This window comes from Microcoleus vaginatus HSN003, assembly GCF_022701255.1.
Classification (GTDB): Bacteria; Cyanobacteriota; Cyanobacteriia; order Cyanobacteriales; family Microcoleaceae; genus Microcoleus; species Microcoleus vaginatus_B.
Map to the genome: position 1 here is coordinate 6,168,911 of NZ_CP031705.1, position 24,252 is coordinate 6,193,162.

General features: G+C 45.9%; 19 protein-coding genes. 6 read left to right on the forward strand and 13 right to left on the reverse strand.

Going from position 1 to position 24,252, the window contains the following annotated elements:
- The first annotated feature begins 87 nt into the window (after positions 1 to 87).
- A complete protein-coding gene (gltD, locus tag D0A37_RS26395; RefSeq protein ID WP_242718979.1) occupies positions 88 to 1,572 on the forward strand; it encodes a glutamate synthase small subunit in 1,485 nt (494 codons plus the stop codon).
- A 295-nt stretch (positions 1,573 to 1,867) separates the two neighbouring features.
- Here gltD and D0A37_RS26400 read toward each other — a convergent pair whose 3' ends face one another.
- The 5 genes from D0A37_RS26400 to D0A37_RS26420 form a co-directional block, all read right to left on the reverse strand.
- Positions 1,868 to 2,476, reverse strand: coding sequence for a transposase (locus D0A37_RS26400; RefSeq protein ID WP_242718981.1), 609 nt, complete (start codon positions 2,474 to 2,476; stop codon positions 1,868 to 1,870).
- A gap of 138 nt (positions 2,477 to 2,614) precedes the next feature.
- Positions 2,615 to 3,793 (reverse strand): ISAs1 family transposase, encoded by a 1,179-nt coding sequence (locus D0A37_RS26405; RefSeq protein ID WP_242718983.1) that lies wholly within the window; start codon positions 3,791 to 3,793, stop codon positions 2,615 to 2,617.
- Positions 3,794 to 4,605: 812 nt separating this feature from the next.
- Positions 4,606 to 7,167, reverse strand: a complete 2,562-nt coding sequence (gene priA, locus D0A37_RS26410; RefSeq protein ID WP_242718985.1) for a primosomal protein N' — start codon at positions 7,165 to 7,167, stop codon at positions 4,606 to 4,608.
- Between the two features lie 79 nt (positions 7,168 to 7,246).
- A complete protein-coding gene (locus D0A37_RS26415) occupies positions 7,247 to 8,317 on the reverse strand; it encodes a sensor histidine kinase (RefSeq protein ID WP_242718987.1) in 1,071 nt (356 codons plus the stop codon).
- A gap of 184 nt (positions 8,318 to 8,501) precedes the next feature.
- The gene (locus tag D0A37_RS26420; protein ID WP_242718989.1) at positions 8,502 to 8,798 is read right to left on the reverse strand and encodes a hypothetical protein; all 297 of its coding nucleotides are present in this window, start codon (positions 8,796 to 8,798) and stop codon (positions 8,502 to 8,504) included.
- Positions 8,799 to 8,924: 126 nt separating this feature from the next.
- Between D0A37_RS26420 and D0A37_RS26425 the strand changes: the two genes are divergently transcribed.
- Positions 8,925 to 9,869 (forward strand): fused MFS/spermidine synthase, encoded by a 945-nt coding sequence (locus tag D0A37_RS26425; RefSeq protein ID WP_242718991.1) that lies wholly within the window; start codon positions 8,925 to 8,927, stop codon positions 9,867 to 9,869.
- 39 nt (positions 9,870 to 9,908) lie between these two features.
- The gene (locus D0A37_RS26430; protein WP_242718993.1) at positions 9,909 to 10,079 is read left to right on the forward strand and encodes a YqaE/Pmp3 family membrane protein; all 171 of its coding nucleotides are present in this window, start codon (positions 9,909 to 9,911) and stop codon (positions 10,077 to 10,079) included.
- 132 nt (positions 10,080 to 10,211) lie between these two features.
- On the opposite strand, the gene D0A37_RS26435 is transcribed toward D0A37_RS26430, so the two are convergent.
- Entirely contained in the window at positions 10,212 to 11,498 is a 1,287-nt protein-coding gene (locus tag D0A37_RS26435; RefSeq protein ID WP_242718995.1) for a glycosyltransferase family protein, read from the reverse strand.
- Positions 11,499 to 11,534: 36 nt separating this feature from the next.
- Between D0A37_RS26435 and D0A37_RS26440 the strand changes: the two genes are divergently transcribed.
- Complete coding sequence (locus D0A37_RS26440) at positions 11,535 to 12,011, forward strand: ankyrin repeat domain-containing protein (RefSeq protein WP_242718997.1); 477 nt, start codon at positions 11,535 to 11,537, stop codon at positions 12,009 to 12,011.
- Between the two features lie 106 nt (positions 12,012 to 12,117).
- Here D0A37_RS26440 and D0A37_RS26445 read toward each other — a convergent pair whose 3' ends face one another.
- The 4 genes from D0A37_RS26445 to D0A37_RS26460 all read right to left on the reverse strand — a co-directional run bounded on the left by D0A37_RS26445 (position 12,118) and on the right by D0A37_RS26460 (position 15,949).
- Entirely contained in the window at positions 12,118 to 13,152 is a 1,035-nt protein-coding gene (locus tag D0A37_RS26445) for a calcium-binding protein (protein WP_242718999.1), read from the reverse strand.
- A gap of 209 nt (positions 13,153 to 13,361) precedes the next feature.
- On the reverse strand, positions 13,362 to 14,264 hold the full coding sequence (locus tag D0A37_RS26450; protein ID WP_242719001.1) for a calcium-binding protein: 903 nt from the start codon (positions 14,262 to 14,264) through the stop codon (positions 13,362 to 13,364).
- A gap of 321 nt (positions 14,265 to 14,585) precedes the next feature.
- Positions 14,586 to 14,762 carry a hypothetical protein gene (locus tag D0A37_RS26455; protein ID WP_242719003.1) on the reverse strand — a complete coding sequence of 59 codons (177 nt, stop codon included), beginning with the start codon at positions 14,760 to 14,762 and terminating at the stop codon, positions 14,586 to 14,588.
- 194 nt (positions 14,763 to 14,956) lie between these two features.
- Entirely contained in the window at positions 14,957 to 15,949 is a 993-nt protein-coding gene (locus D0A37_RS26460; protein ID WP_242719005.1) for a calcium-binding protein, read from the reverse strand.
- A gap of 74 nt (positions 15,950 to 16,023) precedes the next feature.
- On the opposite strand from D0A37_RS26460, the gene D0A37_RS26465 reads away from it, so the two are divergent.
- Complete coding sequence (locus D0A37_RS26465; RefSeq protein ID WP_242719007.1) at positions 16,024 to 16,239, forward strand: hypothetical protein; 216 nt, start codon at positions 16,024 to 16,026, stop codon at positions 16,237 to 16,239.
- Here D0A37_RS26465 and D0A37_RS26470 read toward each other — a convergent pair.
- The 3 genes from D0A37_RS26470 to D0A37_RS26480 form a co-directional block, all read right to left on the reverse strand.
- Positions 16,232 to 17,224, reverse strand: coding sequence for a calcium-binding protein (locus D0A37_RS26470; protein WP_242719009.1), 993 nt, complete (start codon positions 17,222 to 17,224; stop codon positions 16,232 to 16,234). The genes D0A37_RS26465 and D0A37_RS26470 overlap by 8 nt on opposite strands.
- 206 nt (positions 17,225 to 17,430) lie before the next feature.
- Entirely contained in the window at positions 17,431 to 18,477 is a 1,047-nt protein-coding gene (locus D0A37_RS26475) for a calcium-binding protein (RefSeq protein ID WP_242719011.1), read from the reverse strand.
- A 137-nt stretch (positions 18,478 to 18,614) separates the two neighbouring features.
- Complete coding sequence (locus tag D0A37_RS26480; protein ID WP_242719013.1) at positions 18,615 to 19,598, reverse strand: calcium-binding protein; 984 nt, start codon at positions 19,596 to 19,598, stop codon at positions 18,615 to 18,617.
- 534 nt (positions 19,599 to 20,132) lie between these two features.
- On the opposite strand from D0A37_RS26480, the gene D0A37_RS26485 reads away from it, so the two are divergent.
- Positions 20,133 to 24,128: a magnesium chelatase subunit H gene (locus D0A37_RS26485; protein WP_242719015.1), complete on the forward strand. Its 3,996-nt coding sequence runs from the start codon at positions 20,133 to 20,135 to the stop codon at positions 24,126 to 24,128.
- The last annotated feature ends 124 nt before the right edge of the window (positions 24,129 to 24,252 follow it).

Genomic DNA, 24,252 nt, shown 5'->3' on the forward strand with positions numbered 1-24,252 from the left:
ATTTAGATCACAATAGTTAGTTCAGAAGCCAGCCAGCTTCAGCTTTGAGAAACTGACAGAATAGTAAATTCTAACCAGAACACCACTATGGGAAAACCAACAGGCTTTATTGAATTCTTGCGCGAATTGCCCTCCGAACTCTCACCAGTCGAGAGAGTCCACAACTGGGACGAATTTCACCTGCCAATGGATGAGGACAAACTCCGCACCCAAGGCTCGCGCTGCATGGATTGCGGCATTCCGTTTTGCCACACGGGCACAATTATTAGCGGCATGGCAAGCGGCTGCCCGATATACAACCTCATCCCCGAATGGAACGACCTCGTATATCGCGGACTCTGGAAAGAAGCCCTAGACAGACTCCATAAAACCAACAACTTCCCCGAATTCACCGGCCGCGTCTGTCCCGCACCCTGCGAAGGCGCTTGCGTGCTCGGCATCACCAACCCGCCGGTGACGATTAAAAATATCGAAGCCGCAATTATCGATAAAGGCTGGGATGAAGGCTGGGTTACTGCCGAACCGCCAGCCAAACGCACCGGCAAAAAAATCGCCGTCATCGGTTCCGGGCCCGCCGGTTTGTCCGCCGCCGCCCAACTCAACAAAGCCGGTCATTGGGTAACAGTATACGAAAGAGCCGATCGACCAGGCGGCCTGCTAATGTATGGCATCCCCAACATGAAGCTAGACAAAGAACAAGTCGTGATGCGCCGCCTGAAAGTCCTCGAAGACGAAGGCGTGACATTCGTCTGCAACACCGAAGTCGGCAAAGACTTACCAGCCGAACAACTGCTAAAAGAATACGACTCAGTTGTGCTCTGTACCGGCGCCACCAAACCCCGCGACTTGGGCATCGAAGGCCGGGAATTAAAAGGCATCCACTTCGCAATGGACTTTTTAACTGCCAACACCAAAGCAGTTTTAGACAAGAGCACAAACGATAACTTCATCTCCGCCGAAGGCAAAGATATCGTGATCATCGGCGGCGGCGACACCGGCACCGACTGCGTGGGCACCTCCATCCGCCACGGCTGCAAAAGCCTGGTACAGCTTGAAATCCTGCCCAAACCGCCCTCCGAACGCGCCGCCAACAATCCCTGGCCGGAATGGCCAAAAGTCTACCGCCTCGACTACGGCCAAGAAGAAGCCGCAGCCAAATTCGGCGACGACCCCCGCGGCTATCTCACCACGGCGACAAAGTTCGAGGGCGACGAAAACGGCAATGTCAAAGCCGTGCACACCGTTGAGGTGGAGTGGGCGAAAAACGAGAAAGGGCAGTTTATTCCGAATCACATCCCGGGCACGGAAAAAGTGTTGCCGGCACAGCTTGTATTGCTAGCGATGGGCTTCCTGGGCCCGGAACAGCCGTTGCTGGATGCGCTGGGATTGGAACGGGACGCGCGCAGCAATGTGAAAGCCGAGCACGAAAAATATACAACCAGCATTCCCGGAGTTTTCGCGGCTGGTGACTGTCGCCGGGGACAAAGTTTGGTGGTTTGGGCGATTAATGAAGGGCGCGGCGTGGCCCGGGAGTGCGACCTTTATCTGATGGGGAGCACTGATTTGCCTTAGTCGCCCAAGCGGGGGCGGGTTTATTAGATTGTTGGTTTCTAACATAAATGGTTGGTAAAATCCGCCCCTACGATCGGCTGTAGGGGCGGGTTTTACCAACAATATTTGATGAATACAAACAATCTCTAAAAACCCGCTCCCACCCAACCAATAACCCAGATTAACCTGATGTTCGATCGCATAAAAAAAATGTAGATTCGGATTTACCGCCCAAGCGGGGCGGGTTTATTATATTGTTTTTTTTTAGGCATAGAGGGTTGGTGAAACCCGCCCCTACAAATCGATCGACATAATATTACAGGACAATCGACTGTATATAAGATTTGCCATTCCATTGGACTGTCAGCGGAGTAGATTCATTAATTTTGACTGAATTATGAGGATACAATTCATCTTTTCCCCACAACAAAGGATTATTAACAATATATTCACGAATGGCAACTAATGATTCTTCATTGCGGATGATATGTTCGTAATAACCCCGCTGCCACACCGATATGCCTGTCAAATATCGCATTTGGTTAATTCGCCGGCCCGAAGATGTTTTTAAACCCCGCACAATTTCCGACAAAGGATGAATTTTTGATTTTCTCAGCCCCAATTTATCAAATTCTGTATAATTTGTTTCTGGGCTGCATTTCAAAAAAATAATTCCGTGTACGTGATTTGGCATCACAATAAAATTGTCTACGGCTACGTTTTGGTAACGTTTGGGAAGAAGGCTCCAATTGAATAAAACAGTTTTACCATAGGGACTCAATTGCATTTTATCATTAATAACTTCGCCGAATAAACATTCGCGCTGCCAACTGCAAATAGTGATAAAATACGCACCGGGAGTCCTATAATCATATCCTGGCAGGCGAATTGAGCGGCGGTGGTGTTTGTTGCGATCGTATTTCATAATTTTGTTCCCATAAAACATTTGTTCCTGGGGCGGGGGCGGGTTTATTATATTGTTAGTTTCCGGCATAGATGGTTGGTGAAACCCGCCCCTACGATGGGCCTGTAGGCAGGGTGGATTTATTGTCGAAAAATTAAATCAAGGAAGTGGACTATTTACTGGCGCGAGCGCGAAGTATTTAACTGGTTTGTCACGGGTCAAAAAACCGAAAAGCAACTCGCTAATATTTTCAATTTGGTTAGCCATTAATCTTAAAGCTTGGGGGAGAGTATTCGTACCACTCATCCTCGCTAGAGACACTAAAAATTGCCTGACCATTGCCCAATTAGCGGGTGCATTGCCGCCGCGATGAATACAGTTATCCTCATTTAACGTCACATCTTTAACCCAATGCAGTTGATTCTCAATTAACCAGTGTCCTCGAATTGCGTCGGAAAATTGACGGGCTGACCAATCCAAACTACTTAAATAATAGTGTGATTCGTTAAAATCTACCAATCGGCGACGACTTTTTTTGCCTTGCCATCGCAGGCCTGTTCTGACGATCGCAATTATGTATTTGGCACCCGCCCACAGAGGTAATAATTGAGCCGGTATGGGGTAAATTGTGGTACTGCGAGTTGTGGTACGTCCATGTAACTGTTCTGAGGCTTGAAGGGAGTCGCTCGCATTTGTCGATTTGACTAATTCTTGGGCGGCCTTAAACAAACTTGATTGATTTTTTTTGATGGTAACTATGTAGTCATTACCACCATCAATAATTAAGGCCAGCGTTTTTTTTTGACAATGCAGCGCATCCGCTGTAATTACTATCTGACAACCAGAGAGTTCTCTAATGAGTTCTTCCACAATTTCAATTTCACTCCTGTGTTGATTTTCCATGACTTTATGTCGGACAACCCAGCCGCGATCGTGACTGTAGACAGAAACCATGCTCACAAAGTTTTGGTAAGAGCTATTTCCACCTACCGAGGTGCTTTTAATGCTTTTACCATCAATTGCCATCAATTCTCCTGGGGCGATCGGTAAGTTCTGTTGCGCCCATCTATTAAAAAGGACGGCAATTATCTCAAAATCTAATGAGTGAATTATGTTTCTAAAAGTCGAGTGGGATGGGAAGCGAATATCTGATGGAAGGTCGAACAGTTTTATGAGAGTTGCGCGATGATTTTTGGTAAAATCCACCAAGGGTTTATACCCCCAATATCCCGTACAACTGCCCAATAAAATTATCGTCAGTATCAGCCATAAAGGATGTCTGATTCCTCGTGGCTTTCGGTGGTCTGGTACTGCAATAATAGCTTCAATTAAATTCATTATGCTATGCACAGAGTAAGGATAGTCTGAGTTCGCGGGTCGCTTCCGATCGCCCGTTCTATTATATAATCATCCGGTCACAATTAATCCACCCTGCCTACGATGGGCCTGTAGGGGCGGGTTTTATAGATAATATTTGAGGCTGACAAACAATCTATAAAAACCCGCCCCCACCCAACCCATAACCCAATTTAACCTGATTTTCGCTCGCATTCAAAAAAATCTAGATTCGGATTTGTCGCCCAAGCGGGGGCGGGTTTATTATATTGTTGGTTTCCGGCATAGATGGTTGGTGAAACCCGCCCCTACGATGGGCCTGTAGAGGCGGGTTTTATAGATAATATTTGAGGCTGACAAACAATCTATAAAAACCCGCCCCCACCCAACCCATAACCCAATTTAACCTGATTTTCGCTCGCATTCAAAAAAATCTACATTCGGATTTGTCGCCCAAGCGGGGGCGGGTTTATTATATTGTTGGTTTCCGGCATAGATGGTTGGTGAAACCCGCCCGTACGATGGGCCTGTAGGGGCGGGTTTTACCAACAATATTTGAGGCTCACACACCATCTATATAAACCCGCCCCCACCCAACCCATAACCCAATTTAACTTGATTTTCGCTCGCATTCAAAAAAATCTACATTCGGATTTGTCGCCCAAGCGGGGGCGGGTTTATTATATTGTTGGTTTCCGGCATAGATGGTTGGTAAAACCCGCCCCTACGATGGGCCTGTAGGGGCGGGTTTTACCAACAATATTTGAGGCTGACAAACAATCTATATAAACCCGCCCCCACCCAACCAATAACCCTCAACCAAAATTCAACGGATCGACATCAATAGTTAAACTAACAGAACGCGGGGTGCGATCGCGCAATCCGATCAAATCCGACAAATCCACCGACTCATCCAAAGGCAACTTCAGCAAAATCTGCCACCGATAGCGATTTGCGACCCGCATAATCGCCGCAGGTGCAGGCCCCAACAACTCACATCCCGGTACAGACAATCGCTCAATATACTCCTGACAAACAGACGCTAATTGTACCGCCGTCACCGCAACTTCCGCCGCATCTACACTGCTTAACCGCAACAAAACCAGCCGCCCCGAAGGAGGATAATTCAGCGCCGCTCTTTCTGCTAATTCTGTTTCCACAAAATCTGCATATTCGTGCCGCCTAACTGCTTGAATAACCCGATGTTCGGGAGTGTAAGTTTGAATAATTACCCGCCCCGGATCGTCACCTCTGCCTGCACGGCCCGCGACTTGAGTTAATGTTTGAAAAGCTCGTTCGCTTGCCCGATAATCGGATAAGTTCAGCAACCCATCAGCAGACACAACTCCCACCAAGGTGACTCCAGCTAAATCTAACCCTTTCGTCAGCATTTGCGTACCCAACAAAATGTCAGCTTCCCCATTAGCAAATTGCGTTAACAATCTGCGGTGATCGCCCTTATTTCTAGTCGTATCGCTGTCAAACCGAATTGCCCGCAATTCGGGAAATAATCTCGTTAATTCCTGTTCGACTCGCTGAGTGCCACTACCAAAATTTTTGAAGTAAGGAGAACTGCATTCCGGGCAGTTTTGGGGGTGTCGTTCGGTGTGGTTGCAGTAGTGACAGCGCAATATTTCTGCGGTTCCTTCACCGACGTGGTGATAAGACAGAGAAACATCGCAGTTCGGGCATTCCATCACATAGCCGCAACTCCGACAAGAGACAAAGGTACTGTGTCCTCTTCTGTGAATAAACAGGATACCTTGCTGTTGTCTTGCTCGCAATTGTTCCAGGGCATTTTGTAGAGAAGCACTGAAAATTGAGCGATTCCCTTGTCGCAATTCTTGGCGCATATCGACTATTTCCACAGGCGGCATCGGGCGCGAATAAATGCGATCGGGCAATGATAAATAATGGATATTTGGTAACGAGTAATAATCTCGGCGCGTCCCGACAAAAGTCTCTAAAGCTGGCGTTGCGGAACCTAAAATTAAGGGACAATTTTCTAATTCGGCGCGCCATTTGGCAACGGTGCGGGCGTGGTAGCAGGGGGCTCGATCGTCTTGTTTGAAGCTGCTGTCGTGTTCTTCATCGAGGATAATTAAGCCGAGGTGAGGTAAAGGCGCAAAAATGGCCGATCGCGTGCCGATGACAATTTGCGGGGTTCCAGTCAGCATCTGACGCCATGTATCGTAACGTTCGCCCTCGGATAGGGCGCTGTGGTACACGCAAATTTGCTCGCCAAAACGGGCGCGGAATCTGTCTGTAAGTTGCGGTGTCAAACCGATTTCGGGAACGAGTACGAGGGCGGATTTGCCGCTGGCTAAGATGGGGGCGATCGCCTGCAAATACACTTCGGTTTTCCCGGAACCTGTAACGCCGTGCAGCAGCACTTGACGGAATCCCGAAAAAGAGTTAATAAACGCTAAGGCTTCAGCCTGAAAATGAGTTAAAGTTTTGGGTGCATCGGGCAATTGAGAAATTCCGCGATCGCCCCTGAGCACTTCCCTTTGATCGATAACAACACAGCCTTTTTCTTCTATTTTTTTGACAACCGAAGGACTCGCGCTGCAAATCCTCAGTAAATCATTCAGCCACATTTCACCGCCACCGCGCCTCAAAACTTCCAATACTTCTTGTTGCCGCTTGGTTAAATCTGTGACAAATGCACTAGCAATTAATGTCACTGCAGGTTTGAGTTGTGGTTTGGGAGGATGGGGAGGTTCTAAATAACTTTCTACCCAACCCCGTTTCAATAAATCTTTCAATCCCCGATAGCTTCCCTTGACTTGCCCCTGGAGATATTTCCAAGTGTAATCGCCGTTTTTTTGAGCTTGCAGCAATTGTAAAATTTGATTTGCTGCGGGATTGAGAAATGTTTCGGCATTCGGAGAAATAGCGTCCTTAATTAAGCGAATTCGGCGCACGGCACGCCTTAACAAACCGGGCGGCAGCGAGGCTCTAATTACTTGAATTAAAGGTGTGCAATAATAGGTGGCAGTACGATCGAGCAATTCCGAGTAAGTAGGCGGGAAAAAGCCCGTACAGACAACATCTTCGACATCTTTAACCCGCGCCGGATCTAAGTCTGGTGGCAGTTGAGAAATGAACCGAATCGCGATCCCGCCTAACAGTTGACTGTCAAAGGGTACACTCAAAATATCCCCTGGTTGCACGGTAAGTTCCGCAGGCAAGCGATAGGTAAATAACTTATTTTCCTCCCCAGGGGAGTCCCCCGCCACCCTGAAAGGAGGGTTCACCAATACCTCGATCCACTCTGCCCGCACGGTGGGGCGCTGTGGCGGTTCGCTGCTGCCGTAGGATGCCCCGGGCTCTGCCGCTATAGGGGTTGACAAACCAAAAGTGACAGTAGACATAGGGTTGCACATCAAACTAGGAGGAGCCGCGGTCAAAGGGAGTTTTCATTATCCCTCAGTTTAGCTCGATCGATCGATCTTAGCTGCCGGAATTGGCGATCGGAATCTCGATCACCAATTCCGTCCCTTCTCCAATTGCGGAGATGCACTCCAACCTCCCGCCGTGTTTGTCCACAACAATCTGATAGCTAATTGACAATCCCAAACCCGTCCCGTGACCAACTGTTTTGGTGGTGAAAAACGGATTAAAAATTTTCGCTTTTACAGCTTCATTCATTCCCCGACCATTATCTTTGATGCTAATTCTTGCCCAATTTTCCGAAATAATAGAAGTAGTAATTACCATCTCGATCGGATTGGCTTCTATCTCGTCCAGTGAAGACTTTTGCTCTCGCTCCCGCAGGGCATCAACAGCATTACTAATGATGTTCATAAACACCTGATTTAATTGCCCAGCATAACACTCTACCTTTGGTAAAGCTCCATAATTTTTAATAAATTTAATAGCCGACTGACCTGGTTTTTCTTTAGTTAGATGCTGCAAGATTAACAAGGTGCTGTCAATTCCTTCGTGAATGTTAACTGGTTTCTTTTCACCTTCATCTACCCGCGCAAAGTTGCGTAAAGTCAACACAATTTCGCGGATGCGCTCGGAGCCAACTTTCATGGACGAAAGAGTTTTCAACAAATCTTCGCGCAGAAAGTCGAGGTCAATTTTTTCCAGAAAAGCTTCTATCTCCGCATCTGTTTCGGGATACCGATCCTGGTACATTGCGAGCAATTTTAAAATGTCGCCTGCGTAGTCATTGACATAGGTAATATTGCCGTAGATGAAGTTAACGGGATTGTTGATTTCGTGGGCAATACCAGCTACCAAAATGCCCAAAGCCGACATTTTTTCGGCTTCGATCAATTTTATATGCGTTGTTTGCTGGTTTTCCAGAGCTTTTTCTAGTGTAGACATTCTTGCTTTTAAATTTTTTTCGGAATCTCTAAATTCCTCAGTGACTATTTTTAGCAAAGATTCTTTTTTTTGATTAATGGCTTCTAATTGGCTGCGTTCGGTTTCCGAATTTTCGAGTTTTTCCCGCAGGATGCGATTTTCTTTTTCCAGCTCTTTGATTTTTTTTTTCCAGTCTGTTGGTTCCATGAGTCCTTATTTTAAACCTAAAAATAGTGTGAAAACAGTTTTATTATAAAATTGGCTGCTACCCTTTAGTTACTTATTAAATGGTCGTACATCGCCTCTGTAATAGGGTCGGGAAGATTCAAGATTTCCTTTATTTGAGTGGATTTAAAAATCTTATCTAAGATATCTTCAAAATGTCAAGTTATTAATAACAACTCTGGTTAAAACCGATCGCTACTTTTATTCTACGCACTCGCATTTGCGGCGTTTTCATCGGATTGTGGATAAATAAGCTGGACGATCGCAAACTTATAAAGGCTGGCCCAGGGCGAAAAATTGCCCGATTCAGACAATCTTTGTACAAAACCCATCGGCAATGCAAAGCGAAAATATTGAATGTGAGTGCGATCGACTCCGGGGCGACGGGAAAAGTGCGATCGGGCGATCGCCCACAAGCAATCTCAACTAACAAGCCAATTCCTCTCTCCCAAAACGCAATCACACTATACCATTGCTGAGAAATCTCACTGCAATGTGTCGATCGTACTCACACACCCGCACCATTTTGTGCTAATAACTACTACTTGTGACAACATCGACACAGCAGTTTATATTTGGAGAGTAATTGATGTCAGGTAGCGAAGTTCGTGCAGACTTTTGGATGAGCGAGTACATTACCCCTTGGGATATTTACGTTCACGGCATCATCGCGGTGCTCGCTTACAAGAAAACAGCCTATCAAGAAATGTACGTAGTTCAGACCGGTACTTACGGCAAAGGCTTAGTTTTGGACGGCAAATGGCAATCTTGTACAGGCGATGAGTTTCTGTACCACGAACCCCTGGTACACCCAGCCATGATTTGTCACGGTTCACCCAAAAAAGTCCTCGTTCTTGGCGGCGGAGAAGGAGCTACAATTAGAGAAGTGCTGCGCTGGAAAACAGTTGAAAAAGTCGTGATGATCGACATTGACGGCGAAGTAGTAGAAGCTTGCCGCGAACACCTGCCGGAAATGCACCAAAATGCCTTTGACGACCCCCGCTGCGAAGTAGTAATCGGCGATGCTTTGGACTATTTAGATAAAACTGACAATGATTGGGATATTGTCATTTCTGACTTGTCCGATCCCATTGAAGAAGGCCCATCTTTCCAGTTGTTTACCAAGGAGTATTTTGAGAAAGTTCGCAGCGTAATGTCACCTAACGGATATTTCGTAGTACAAGCCGGGCCAGTTTCTCCTGCCGAAATGAAAATGCACGCTCGCATTGTAAATACCCTTAAATCTGTTTTTTCCAATGTTCAATCCTGCACCAGCTTTATTTCTACTTATGGAGCTCCTTGGGGTTTTGCCGTAGCTTCTAATCAAGAAATAAATACGCGACCCGATCCCGAAGCTACTGACAAATTACTCGCCGAGAAAACAACTGGCGGGTTGCGGATGTTCGACGGAATTACACTGTTGGGGTTGATGCAAGTTCCCGGTCACTTGCGGCAGGTAATCGCCGCTGAAACCGAAGTTTACACTATGGCAGCACCGCCTAAGTTTTTCGGGAAAGGTTCGGTTGGTCAGTGAAGTTAAATTGAAAGAGAAAACTTGTTGGGAGTAACTGAGATGAACAATTTAATTCGCATAGTCGCTGCAATTTTTCTTCCCCCCCTGGGTGTATTTTTGACTGTCGGGATCGGTACTGATTTTTGGATCAACCTGGTTCTCACGTTTTTGGGCTTTATTCCCGGCATCATTCACGCTGTTTGGGTGATTGCTAAGCACGATCGCGGTTAACTTGAAAGCAAATCGAGTTGTGGGATAATAAGCAGGCAAGAGAAAATAAACTTTCTTTTGCCTGTTTTTACCAATTAATCTGGATTAAATCTGCGTTCATCCGCGTTCCTCTGCGGTTAAAAATAAAAAAATCTAATTCTTATGACAATTAGATTGCACCTCAATTTCTTCACAAACCAATTCAGCAATTTTTTTCGCCGCCCCTGATTTTCCTCGAACCGCACGCAAACGATCGCCCATTTGTACTAATTTATCAGGATTGCTCAAATAGTTGATCGCCAACCCGGCCACAGCATCGGGTTCCAGCTTCCCAATTAACTCCGGCACAATCTCCTCCTGTGCCCAAATATTTGGCCAAGCATAAAGCTTTCCCTTTCCCAATTGCCAGATTAGCCAATTAATCGCAGTCGCAAAAGCTGAACCGACTAACGGCAAATTTGCCAGCAATCCCGGCAATCCGTCCCAAGCTTTCATCGCATCCAATTGCTGCGTCGGAATCAAAACAATCATCGGTACTGCTAACGAGCCCAATTCCGCAGTATTCGCTCCCACAGTAGTTAAACACAGGCTGCATTCTGATAGCAAATCGTAGGCGGGTGTCTCAGTCCAAAGTTCTATTTGCAAACCATTTGCTGTCTGCAAAAACGGCGATTCTGTTAAATGAAGTTCGGCGCTAGCGTTTTCAAATAAATGCAGGCAAGGATTTTGTTCAGGATCTGCAAAACGTGCTAGAGTTTGCACATCTATGGTAGGAGCAACGGGAATTACAAAGCGAGTTTCAGGGCGGATGCGGTGGATGGATTGGGCGATCGACAAACATAACGGTACACCTAAAGCTAATTTGGCGGCTTTAGAACCGGGCAACAATCCAATTAATTCTATTTTTGTACGAGGCAGAGCCTCTGGATATGCGTTTCCAGGCAGAGCCTGGGAACGAGCAACTTCGGCGATCAAATCTCCGACAACTGTAAATTTATTAGCATATTTTTGGGGGATTTTAGCAAAAACTTCTGGTTTCATCGCCGCAAATTTATCAATCCAGCGATACCACCGCGCGTCCCATTCAGCATAAATAACAGTGCGATATTTTAGCCTTTTGCCCATAACAACCGTAAAAAATTGATCGCCACCTAAAAATAAAACAACTCCTGTTTCGTGCCAATCCCAATTTTCAGCAGTTTTGCCCGACAATAAGAATGGAAAAAAATGCTCCGGTGCTTGCACTCTGTCAACTTCTGGGTAGGAAGATGCGATTTGCGCTTCTTTCCCCGTGGCGTGCGGACAGGGGGACAGCACCACAGAGATTCGCGCTTGAGTGCCCGCGTTTCCCAATTGCTCGCGCAAAGCTTGCACGGCGGGACGCACCCAAGTTGCCAATTCTCCGGGGCCGTTGGAGAGGATTAAAATATCTACTGCCATAGGATTTAAGATTTGAAAGGATGCAACGGAGATTTTATGACAGATTTAATTAATGCCGTCAAGACGGGTGATGTTGCGGCTGTAGAAAGTGCGATCGAACAGCGTGTAGATATCAATGTCAAGGATGAGGAAGGTGCGACGGCTTTGACGACTGCGGCTGAGGCTGGCAATTCGGCGATCGTCAAAAAATTGCTGGGGGCTGGTGCGGATGTCAACAGTCACGACAATGACGGGTGGACGCCGTTAATGAGTGCGGCTGCTGCCGGACATACCGAGATTGTACAGCTTTTGCTGGAGGCGGGGGCAGATGTGAATGCTAAAACTAATTTTGGTTTGACGGCTTTGATGAGTGCTGCAGGTAGCGGGCGCACTCAAGTTGTGGAATTTTTAATCGATAAAGGAGCTGATATCAAAGCGTATGATAATAATACTTGGACTGCGTTAATTTGGGCGTCTTCGGAGGGCCACAAAGATGCGGTTGAGGTTTTGAAGCGAGCGCGCGATCGGCATTAAAGACTTAGAAACCGGGTTTATTCGAGAAACCCGGTTTCTGGATGGTACAATTAATTATCGTACTCCCCAGCAGCGATCAAGCAAATCCTGAATAGCTGCGAGATTTCTACCCAATTAAAGAAATTGACCAACTATATTCTGAAGGTAATAAATTCAACTTTAGATTTCCGCCACCTTCAATAACGGCGATCGTATCACCATAACTAAGTTGGTCGCCTCCATTTGGTGTAAAGAACGGCAAGCCGTTTGTTTGGATTGCTAAATCTCGATTATTGTTGATGGGAAACACAATGTATTTATCGAATAATGATGTAGAGCCGAGCTGGATCGTATCCTGACCTTGGGTAAAGTTTTGAATTGTAGCAAAACCCGGTCCAACGTAGAAAGATTTATATCCAACCACAGACACTCTACTGCTATATACAGGCTGCGCTAACACGAATGTATCGGCGCCGGGTCCGCCAATCAGAGTATCGAATTCGTTGCTGCCGTCACTTCCAGACACTCCGGCGCCAAAGCCTGCAGAGCTTGTTACTCCAACTAATTGGACATTCCCCACTCCTATACCAGTGAGGGTGTCATTGCCGGAAGTTCCGATAAAAGTCGCAGAGCGGCTAGGCTCGTTTTTTCCGAAATTGAAGTAGTGTTCCCGACCAGTTGTCAAAGCTCCAGAGTAGACAAAAGGTCCAATATCACGGTTTCTATTTAAGTATACTGTTTCATAGAAAGAAGTACCATTACTGAAGCGGCCGAATTGAATGAAGTGCTGGTAGCCACTTTTAAAGTTATTCTCAATAAACGACCGCGAATCTCGGTTAGTTGCTACATAAAATGCTTCGTCATAATTTGGCGATACGCGCGATCGACCTTCTTCGTAACCGTATTGGATAAAGTGGTCTAGGCCCGTCGCAAAAGGTGCATTTGGGTTGTTGGGGGTGCGGACTAAGGCAGCGATATCTGGGTTGCCAGCGAGGTAAGTAGCTTCGTCAAAATACCGCGATATTTTTGTGAGGCCGGCGGCTTGACCGAACTTTTCAAAGTGTTCTCTTCCAGATTTGATAACTCCTGCATCAATAGCAGGTTTCACCCAAGGATATTGCGAAAGGTAGTATGGCTCGTCAAAAATTTCATAATTAGTCATAAGTTTTGCTCCAAGCTTAGTCTGCTTACTTATCGGTTAAACTTGACCCACTATTACTAACTCTACTAACTAAGTATGTCAAGTTAATTATTGTTAAGCCGGTTTTATTATTTTTATGGCAAACACAACAGTGCGATCGCTCTTTTTGCGAATGTGCGATCGTACCCACCGACAACAGCCAAAGGTAAATCCTGAATAGCTTCGAGATTTCACCCAAGTGCAAGTCTAAAACGATCCTCTAGAAATATTGATAATTGATTCAATCTGAGATTGCCGCCGCCTTCAATAACAGCGATTGTGTCAAACGGAGGGGTTATGGTAACTCCATTTTCAACGAAGGAATAACCCCTGGTTTGGATAGCTAAATCTCGATTATTGTTGATCGGAAACATCAATATGTTTTCTAAGGGCCGACTTATCTGGATGGTATCCTGACCTTGAGTAAAGTTCCGAATTGTAGCAAAACCCGGCCCGACGTAGAACTGGTAGGGTGCGAACGGATCCCCCAACTTGGAGTTTCGGACAACATCCGCAAGTACGAATGTATCGCGACTACTACCGCCAATAAGAGTATCGAATTCATTGATTCCAGAGCTTTCATACCATGGGATGTTTCCAGGTAATAAACCTACTTTAACTCCTATTAATTCGACATACGCCACCCCGGAACCACTGAGGATGTCATTGCCGGAAGTTCCGAAAAAAGTCGCACTGCTTCCGAATTGAATGAAATGCTGGTAGCCACTTTTAAAAGTTCCATTCTGAATAAACGGCAGCAAATATCGGTGACTTTCTAGATAAAACGCTTCGTCATAATCAGGTGATACTTGACTGCGACCCTGTTCATAACCGTATTGGATAAAGTGGTCTAGTCCTGTAGCAAAAGGCGCATTTGGGTTGTTGGGGCTGCGGATAAAGGGTTTGAGGTCTGGATTTCCTTCCACGTAAGTATCTTCGTCAAAGTAACGCGATACTTTGGTCAGGCCGACGGCTCGACCGAAATTTTCAAAGTGTTCTCGGCCAGATTTTATAATTCCTGCATCAATAGCAGGTTTCACCCAAGGATATTGCGCCAGGTAGTATTGTTCGTCAAAAATGTCATAATTAGTCATAAGTTTTGCTCCAAGCTTAGTCTGCTTACTTGTCGGTTAAACTTTACCCACTATTACTAATTCTACTAACTCAGTATGTCAAGTTACAGCACTTTTTAGGTAAATGAAGCACAAAAAATTGGTTGTTGTAGGGGTGGTGCTAACAGTGCGCGCCCTTCTGGGTTTTCGAGGTGTACTTGAGCAAGATGGAACCTGCTGTAATTATTGTCAAGCCTGTTTTATTATTTTTAGGGCAAACACAACAGTGTGATCGCCATTTTTGCGAATGTGCGATCGTACTCCCCAGCAGACAAAGGTGAATCCATACCAGCGTCAAGATTTCTATCCCATGAAAGATGTAAAAGTACCTGATTCTGGTAGTAAATTTAAACTGAGATTTCCGCCGCCTTCAATAACAGCGATCGTGTCAAAGTAGCGGGTTTCAACCACTCCATTTTTAACAACAGACAAGCCATTCGCTTGGATAGCTAAATCTCGATTATTGTTAATGGGAAACACTAAGAATTGCTTTCAGAAAGTCCCTGCAAGCTGGATGCTATCCTGACATTGGGTAAAGTTCAGTATGGTGCATTATTAACGCAGCTACCATGTTAACCGAGAAAGAATTAAGCGAGGTTGCGGTTTTCAAATAATACCTAGAAAGTGCCGTCCCCCTTTGGCTGAATTGTAGACCCAACTAAAAAATTTCCCCCTCACTGAAATAATAAGTAGAAAGTGCCGTCCCCCTTTGGCTGAATTGTAGACCCAACTAAATTTTTTCCCCCCTCAATAGTAGCAAGTCTGTAAATTCTATAGATTACGATTGAGAGATCGTTCCCCTCCTCAATTGTTCTGTAGCTAGCGGGATCGCCTGCCAACTGGATCTTGTCATTTTCTTTATCAAAGTTCCGAATTATAGCTGTACCGCCCAAACCCTCATAAAGCATACGCGGTGTGGGATTACTGGAGGTAGCAGGAACTCCCAGTACGAATGTATCTCTCCCAGGGCCACCGATGAGGACATCAGATGCCTCATTTCCAACGCTTTCATACTGCCGATTGCCTTGGGGATCAATACCTACTTCCCCTCCAATCAGTTCGGTATTCCCCACACCAACGCCTGTGAGGATGTCATTGCCGGAAGTTCCGACAAAAGTAGCAGACCGGTTTGGCTCGTTTTTCCCGAAATTGAAGTAGTGTTCCCGGCCGCTTTTTAAGGCTCCCGAGTTGACAAATGGCACAATGTCGGGGTTTTCTTTTAAGTATTCCGGTTCAAAAAATGAAGTCCCGAAACGACCTTCTTTGGCCCCGAATTGAACGAAATGCTGGTATCCTGATTTGAAAGCTGCATTGGGCCCTATTAACGATCGCAACTCTGAGTTATTTGCCAAATAAAACTCTTCGTTGTATTCAGGTGACACGCGGGTGCGGCCTTCTTCGTAGCCCAACTGAATAAAGTGATCGATGCCAGACGCAAAAGGCGCGTTTGGATTGTTTGGGGTGCGAAGCAGGGGAGCAATCTCTGGATTTTGAGCTAGATAGGTTTCTTCGTCAAAATACCGCGATACTTTGGTCAGGCCGCCGGCTTGACCGAAATTTTCAAAGTGTTCTCTTCCAGATTTGATAACTCCTGCATCAATAGCCGGTTTCACCCAAGGATATTGCGCCAGGTAGTATGGCTCGTCAAAAATTGCGTAGTTAGCCATGTTTTTATACTACGGATTTAATGATTTTGATATTTAGAAATCAGGTTTCTGAAGCGTACAATTAATTAATAAAGTTGTCAACTTTCTGTCATGGTACTGTTCGATACTGGCACGAGGAACACGGTTCTCGGTATTTGACAGCCAAAGCAAAAGCTGAGCCAGCAGAAGAACAACTCGATCGCTATCGACAGCAATTTGGCAACTGCTATAATCTGAGTTCAGTAGGGTGCGTTATTAACGCACCTACCATGTTAACCGAGAAAGAGATAACCGAGGTTCCGGTTATTTAAGGAATAGGTAGAAAGTGCCGTCTTCCTTTGGCTGAGTTGTAGTAGACCAAGATAAATTTTCTCCCTCAATAATACCAATTGTTTCATATCTTGGGCTGAGGATTATGAGCTCGTTAACATCCGAAAGTGTGGTGTAGATATCGGGACTTCCTGCCAACTGGATTTTGTCCAAGTCTTCATCAAAGTTCCGAATTCTAACTATACCGGGGGCAGCCGCATAGAGTTGACGGGATGTGGGATTACCGGAGGTAGCAGGAACTCCGAGTACGAATGTATCGCTCCCCGGGCCGCCGATCAGGACATCAGATTCATAAAATCCAAAGCTTTCATACTGCAGATTGCTTTGGGGATCGATACCTACTTCCACTCCAATCAGTTCGGTATTCCCCACACCAACGCCTGTGAGGATGTCATCGCCCGAAGTTCCGACAAAAGTAGCGGATCGGTTTGGCTCGTTTTTTCCGAAATTGAAGTAGTGTTCCCGACCGGTTTTCAAGGCTCCCGAGTTGACAAATGGCACAATGTCGGGGTTTTCTTTTAAGTATTCCGGTTCAAAAAATGAAGTCCCGAAACGACCTTCTTTGGCCCCGAATTGAACGAAATGCTGGTATCCTGATTTGAAAGCTGCATTGGGCCCTATTAACGATCGCAACTCTGAGTTATTTGCCAAATAAAACTCTTCGTTGTATTCAGGTGACACGCGGGTGCGGCCTTCTTCGTATCCCAACTGAATAAAGTGATCGATGCCAGACGCAAAAGGCGCGTTTGGATTGTTTGGGGTGCGAAGCAGGGGAGCAATCTCTGGATTTTGAGCTAGATAGGTTTCTTCGTCAAAATACCGCGATACTTTGGTCAGGCCGCCGGCTTGACCGAAATTTTCAAAGTGTTCTCTTCCAGATTGGATAACTCCTGCATCAATAGCCGGTTTCACCCAAGGATATTGCGCCAGGTAGTATGGCTCGTCAAAAATGTCATAATTAGCCATAATTATTTCTCCAAGCTTAGTCTGCTTACTTGTCGGTTAAACTTGATCCACTATAAATAACTCTACGAACTCACTATGTCAAGTTAATTATTGTTAAGCCTGTTTTATTATTTTTATGGCAAACACAAAAGTGCGATCGCACTTTTTTTGAATGTGCGATCGCTGCAACCAAATTAAAAATCCACTCATGAATAGCTTCGGGATTTCTAGCCCACAAAAGTGTTAGTATTAGTCGGTATAAACAATGGCTTCAAAGTTAGATTTCCCCCACCTTCAATTACAGCGATCGTATCACCATAACTAAGTTGGTCGCCTCCATTTGGTGTAAAGAACGGCAAGCCGTTGGTTTGGATTGCTAAATCTCGATTATTGTTGATGGGAAACACAATGTATTTATCGAATGATGTAGAGCCGAGCTGGATCGTATCCTGACCTTGGGTAAAGTTTTGAATTGTAGCAAAACCTGGTCCCTGGTAAAACTGTACGCTGACAGGCGCCGGTCTGCTACCCCCTATACCTGGGACGGTAACGGCCAACACGAAGTTATCGCGACCGCTACCGCCAATGAGAGTATCGAATTCATCGCTGCCGTTACTTTGATACCGCCTCTTGCCGTTAGTCTCTACATCTAATGGAACTCCAATTATGTCAACATTTCCCATCCCGAAACCGGTGACGATATCATTGCCGGAAGTTCCGAAAAAAGTCGCATAGGGACGAACGGACTCCAATTGCCCGAATTTTCGGTAGTGTTCTCCGCCCGTTTTAAAATCTCCCACCTTAACTGCTGCTGCTACAGCCGGGTTTTGTAGCAAGTATTGTGCTTCAAAAAAGGTGTTCGCATAAAGACCTTCTTTCGATCCGAATTTGACAAAGTGCTCAAATCCTGATTTAAAAGTTCCGTTCTCTACAAACGGAGCCAGTACGGGATATCTTTTTAAGTAAAATGCTTCGTCGTAGTCAAGCGAGACTCGCGTGCGGCATTCTTCGTAGCCAAACTGGATAAAGTGGTCTAAACCAGAAGCAAAAGGCGCATTTGGATTACTTGAGTTGCGGATTGAAGGAACAATATCTGGATTTTGAGCTAGATAGGTTTGTTCGTCAAAGTAACGCGATACTGCGGTGAGGCCACCAGCTTGACCAAATTTTTCAAAGTGTTCTCTTCCAGATTTGATGATTCCTGCATCAATGGCTGGTTTCAGCCACGGATATTGCGAAAGGTAGTATTGTTCGTCGAAGATATCGTAATTCATAGTTTGCTGTTTAAAGTAAAGTGCGATCGTACTTTTTCATAGCACAATCGCCCACAAAAACTCAAACGCCATCAATCATCAGCATTAGCTAATGGCTGATGACTGATGACTGATGACTAATGACCAATGACTAATCACTATCCAATCAAGAAAGTACCGTTACCGTTAGATTCTTGGAAACTCAAATTCAAACTTGCTCCTCCTTCAATCACGCCCAGCACATCTCCAAAACGCTGGATTGACAAATTGTTGCCAACCGGAGTCAGGCTGTAGCCGTTTAAAGAAGTTCCTTGCAGTTGGATAAAATCGCTTTCGATGTCGAAGTTGCGAATCGTAGCTTGACCGTTACCCAAATACAGCGGTGTCGGGCTAAAATTCCCGGAGGTAGGAGGAACTCCGAGTACGAATGTATTGGTTCCGGGAGCACCAATCAAGACATCGAATTCATTGGTGCCAAAGCTTTCATACTGGAGGTTGCCTTGGGGATCTATACCTACTTCCACTCCCACAAGTTCGACATCGCCCACGCCCACACCAGTTAAAACATCGTTGGTACGGGTGCCGACAAAAGTCGCGTCGCGGGCCGGCTCAAATTGTCCGAAATTGAAAAAGTGTTCCCGACCTGTTTTCAAGTTTCCAGAGTTGACAAACGGCACTATGTCGGGGTTTTCTTTTAAGTATTCCGGTTCAAAAAATGAAGTCCCAAACCGACCTTCTTTGGCCCCGAATCGAACGAAATGCTGGTAGCCTGATTTGAAAGTTCCGTTCTGAATAAACGGTTGAAGTTCAGAGTTGTTTGCTAAATAAAAGGTTTCGTTGTATTCGGGTGATACTTGGGTGCGGCGCTGTCCTTCATCGTAACCGAACTGGATATAGTGATCGAGGCCGGTCGCAAAAGGCGCGTTTGGGTTGACTGTGCGGACGAAAGGTGCGAGATCTGGATTCCCAGCAAGGTAAGCATTTTCGTCAAAATAACGCGATACATTAGTTAGACCGCCTTCTCGCCCGAATTTTTCAAAGTGTTCTCTCCCAGATGAGATGACTCCTGCGTCAATGGCTGGTTTGATCCAAGGATATGAGGCGAGGTAGAATTCTTCGTCGAAAATTTCGTAGTTAGCCATGTTTCCCCCTAAAGTTTTGATGAGTTTGAGATTCTATAGCAATTAGCTATCCATGAACTCGATCGCCAATCAGGAATTTAGACAAAACAGACGTTATGAAATGGTTTTAAATTCCTGGTAAAATGTCAATCGTGATGACGCAGCAATTATCCGAAGGCTACATTCTGCTGTCAGAAATTATGCCTTTTTCTCCTCAGTTAATTGCTCGATCGCAAGTTTGATCAGTTCTACAAAACTTGAAACTTTTTTCAGGATTTCTTTCTCAATCGTTGGTTAATTTTTAATTATTTTTATCCAATTCATTAATCCTGAACACATAAGACACCTTATGTCAAGTTAATTTTTGTAAATAAAATTTGGAGTATTTGCTCAACGAATTTATAAAAAAATGTAACGAAAAGTTGACCTAAATTTGTCGAATTGTGTCATGTGCATGCTCAAATCGCCTAATGGCAAGCGTTTTCTGGTAAAAATGCTTATGGGATAAAAAAATTCCCGATTCGCGAAAACAGCATCTTAAAGGAGCCTAACCGGATGTTCACTCACGTCAAGCCCACCATTCGCCACGTTGTGCCGGAAAACTTGCAGGGGCGATCGCTCATGAAGGTGGTCTATGTCGTACTGGAACCGCAGTATCAAAGCGCCCTGTCGGCAGCGGTTCGATCGATAAACCAGAAAAATCCGAATCTGGCAATAGAAATCAGTGGCTACCTGATCGAGGAACTCCGCAGCCCGGAAAATTACGAAGCCTTCAAGCGGGATGTGGCGGATGCCAATGTATTTATTGCTTCTCTAATTTTCATCGAAGATTTGGCCGAAAAAGTTGTAGCCGCGGTGGAACCGCTGCGCGACAGCTTGGATGTCGCCGTCGTCTTCCCGTCGATGCCAGGGGTAATGCGGCTCAATAAAATGGGCAGTTTCTCGATGGCCCAGTTGGGACAAAGCAAAAGTGCGATCGGCGAATTCATGAAAAAACGGAAGGAAAAATCCGGGAGTTCCTTCCAAGACGGAATGCTGAAACTGCTGCAAACTTTGCCGAAGGTGCTGAAATATTTGCCCATCGACAAAGCCCAAGATGCGCGCAACTTCATGCTGAGTTTCCAGTATTGGCTGGGGGGTTCCCAAGAAAACTTGGAAAACTTCCTGCTGATGCTGTCACATAAATATGTCTTCAAAGGCCAGTCACAGCCAACTTTCCAAGAACCGGTTGTCTACCCAGACATGGGAATTTGGCATCCTTTGGCATCGTCGATGTTTGAAGATGTAAAAGCATATCTGACCTGGTTTAATGCCCGTACAGATATTTCTGCCGATCTCAAAGATCCCCTCGCACCCTGCATTGGTTTAGTGTTGCAACGCACTCACTTAGTCACAGGAGATGACGCGCACTATGTAGCAATGGTGCAGGAATTGGAGGCAATGGGCGCGCGGGTTGTGCCGATTTTTGCCGGCGGTTTGGACTTCTCTAAACCTGTTGAGAATTTTTTCTTGGAAGTCGGGGCAAAAGGTGTTACACCTCTGCCGATTGTTGATGCGGTGGTTTCCCTGACTGGTTTTGCTTTGGTGGGCGGCCCGGCGAAACAAGATCACCCGAAGGCGATCGAATCTTTGAAAAAATTAAATTGCCCTTACATGGTGGCTTTGCCGCTGGTTTTCCAAACGACAGAAGAATGGGAAAATAGCGATTTAGGCTTGCACCCGATTCAAGTTGCGTTGCAAGTTGCCATTCCTGAGTTGGATGGTGCGATCGAACCGATTATTGTGTCGGGACGCGATGGTGCAACTGGAAAGGCGATCGCCCTGCAAGATAGAATCGAAGCAATTTCCCAGCGCGCCATGAAATGGGCAATGCTGCGCCGCAAACCAAAATTAGATAAGAAAGTTGCGATCACAGTTTTCAGTTTTCCTCCCGATAAAGGCAACGTCGGAACAGCCGCTTACTTGGACGTTTTTGGCTCGATTTACGAAGTATTGAAAGCCTTAAAAGGTAACGGTTACGACTTGCCAGAATTGCCGGAGTCCGCCGAAAAACTGATGCAAGAAGTTATTCATGACGCAACAGCCCAATACCAAAGTCCCGAATTAAATATTGCTTACCGGATGTCGGTAGCTGAATACGAAGAATTCACTCCTTACTCGGAACGCTTGCAAGAAAATTGGGGGCCGCCTCCGGGACATTTGAACAGCGACGGACAAAATTTGCTGATTTTTGGCAAACATTTTGGCAATGTGTTTATCGGAGTGCAACCTACTTTTGGATACGAAGGCGATCCGATGCGGTTGTTATTCTCTCGTTCCGCTAGCCCCCACCACGGTTTTGCTGCTTACTATACATATTTGGAGCGCATTTGGGGTGCGGATGCGGTGCTGCACTTTGGCACTCACGGTTCCCTGGAATTCATGCCCGGTAAGCAGATGGGGATGTCTGTCGATTGTTATCCTGACAGTTTGATCGGCAAAATTCCTAACCTCTATTATTACGCTGCTAATAATCCTAGTGAGGCAACAATTGCTAAGCGCCGCAGTTATGCTGAAACAATCAGTTATCTGACTCCTCCGGCTGAAAATGCTGGGTTGTACAAAGGTTTGCAGGAACTCAGCGAGTTAATTGCTTCTTATCAAACTTTGAAAGAGACTGGGCGCGGTGTGCCGATTGTGGATGCGATCGTCGAAAAATGCCGTTTGGTGAATTTGGATAAGGATATCGCCTTACCTCCCGAACAAGAACGCGGGGTTGCGGCGGACATGACTGCGGAGGAACGGGACAATTTAGTTGGCTTGGTTTACCGCAAGTTGATGGAGATTGAGTCGCGGTTGTTACCTTGCGGTTTGCACGTCATCGGTAAGCCGCCGACTGCTGAAGAGGCGATCGCAACTTTGGTTAACATTGCCAATTTAGACCGGGAAGAAGACGGATTAATCAGTTTGTCGCGGATTATTGCTCAAAGTCTCGATCGCAATATTGACGAGATCTACACCAACAACGACAAAGGCATTTTAGCAGATGTTGAATTGTTGCAAAACATCACCTTAGCCTGTCGGGAGGCTGTTGGCGCTTTGGTGAGGGAACAAACCGATGCTGAGGGTAGAGTTTCCCTGGTTTCTAAGTTGAATTTCTTCAACATGGGCAAGAAAACACCCTGGATTGAAGCTTTGCACGCAGCCGGTTATAAAAAGGTCGATCCAGAACTGATTAAACCGCTGTTTGAGTATCTGGAATTCTGCTTGCAGCAAGTTTGTGCCGATAACGAATTGGGCGCATTATTGCGCGCGTTAGAGGGCGAATACATTATCCCCGGGCCAGGGGGCGATCCGATTCGCAACCCGGATGTTTTGCCGACTGGCAAGAATATGCACGCTTTGGACCCGCAGTCAATCCCTACAACGGGGGCGGTTAAGTCTGCAAAGATTGTAGTCGATCGGCTGTTAGAAAGACAGCGCGTTGATAACGGCGGAAATTACCCAGAAACGATCGCCGTTGTGTTGTGGGGAACCGACAATATCAAGACTTACGGCGAATCCCTCGCCCAAGTAATGTGGATGGTGGGAGTGAAGCCAGTTCCCGATGCTTTGGGCCGGGTAAACAAACTCGAATTGCTGTCTTTAGAAGAGTTGGGACGCCCTCGGATTGACGTAGTAATTAACTGTTCTGGTGTATTCCGCGACTTGTTCATCAACCAAATGAATTTGTTAGATAAAGCCGTGAAAATGGCAGCGGAAGCCGACGAACCGTTAGAGATGAACTTCGTCCGCAAACACGCCCTGAAGCAAGCGGAAGAAATGGGAATTAATCTGCGACAAGCAGCCACCCGCGTATTTTCCAATGCCTCTGGTTCCTATTCATCTAACGTCAACTTGGCGGTAGAAAACAGCACTTGGGAAAGCGAAGCCGAGTTGCAGGAAATGTACTTAACTCGCAAATCCTTCGCCTTTTCTTCCGACAATCCCGGAACAATGGAACAAGATCGGCAGATTTTTGAATCATCCTTGAAAACTGCGGAAGTCACTTTCCAAAACTTGGATTCTGCGGAGATTTCCCTAACCGACGTGTCGCACTATTTCGACTCCGATCCGACTAAATTGATCGGCAGTTTGCGCGCAGATGGGAAGAAACCAGCATCCTTTGTTGCGGATACAACAACAGCCAACGCGCAGGTGCGGACGCTATCAGAAACCGTGCGTTTAGATTCGCGGACTAAGCTGCTGAATCCGAAGTGGTACGAAGGGATGTTGTCGCACGGCTATGAAGGCGTGCGGGAGATTTCTAAGCGTCTGGTGAATACGACTGGATGGAGTGCGACTGCGGGCGCGGTGGATAATTGGGTGTATGAGGATGTCAACACTACGTTTATCCAAGATGAGGAGATGCAGAAGCGTTTGCTGAATCTGAATCCTCATTCTTTCCGCAAGATTGTCAGCACTTTGCTTGAGGTGAATGGCCGGGGTTATTGGGAGACTTCGGAGAACAATTTGGATCGTTTGCGTGAGTTGTATCAGGAGGTGGAAGACCGGATTGAGGGGGTAGAATAACTACCCTCTTATAAATTAAGAGGCTCAAATTAGCCTCTTAATTTATAGTAGTTTGAAACCCTATATTTTCCCTTGGCAGATCGCCTAATCGCTGTAAAAACGTTATTCTACGATCGCTATTTAA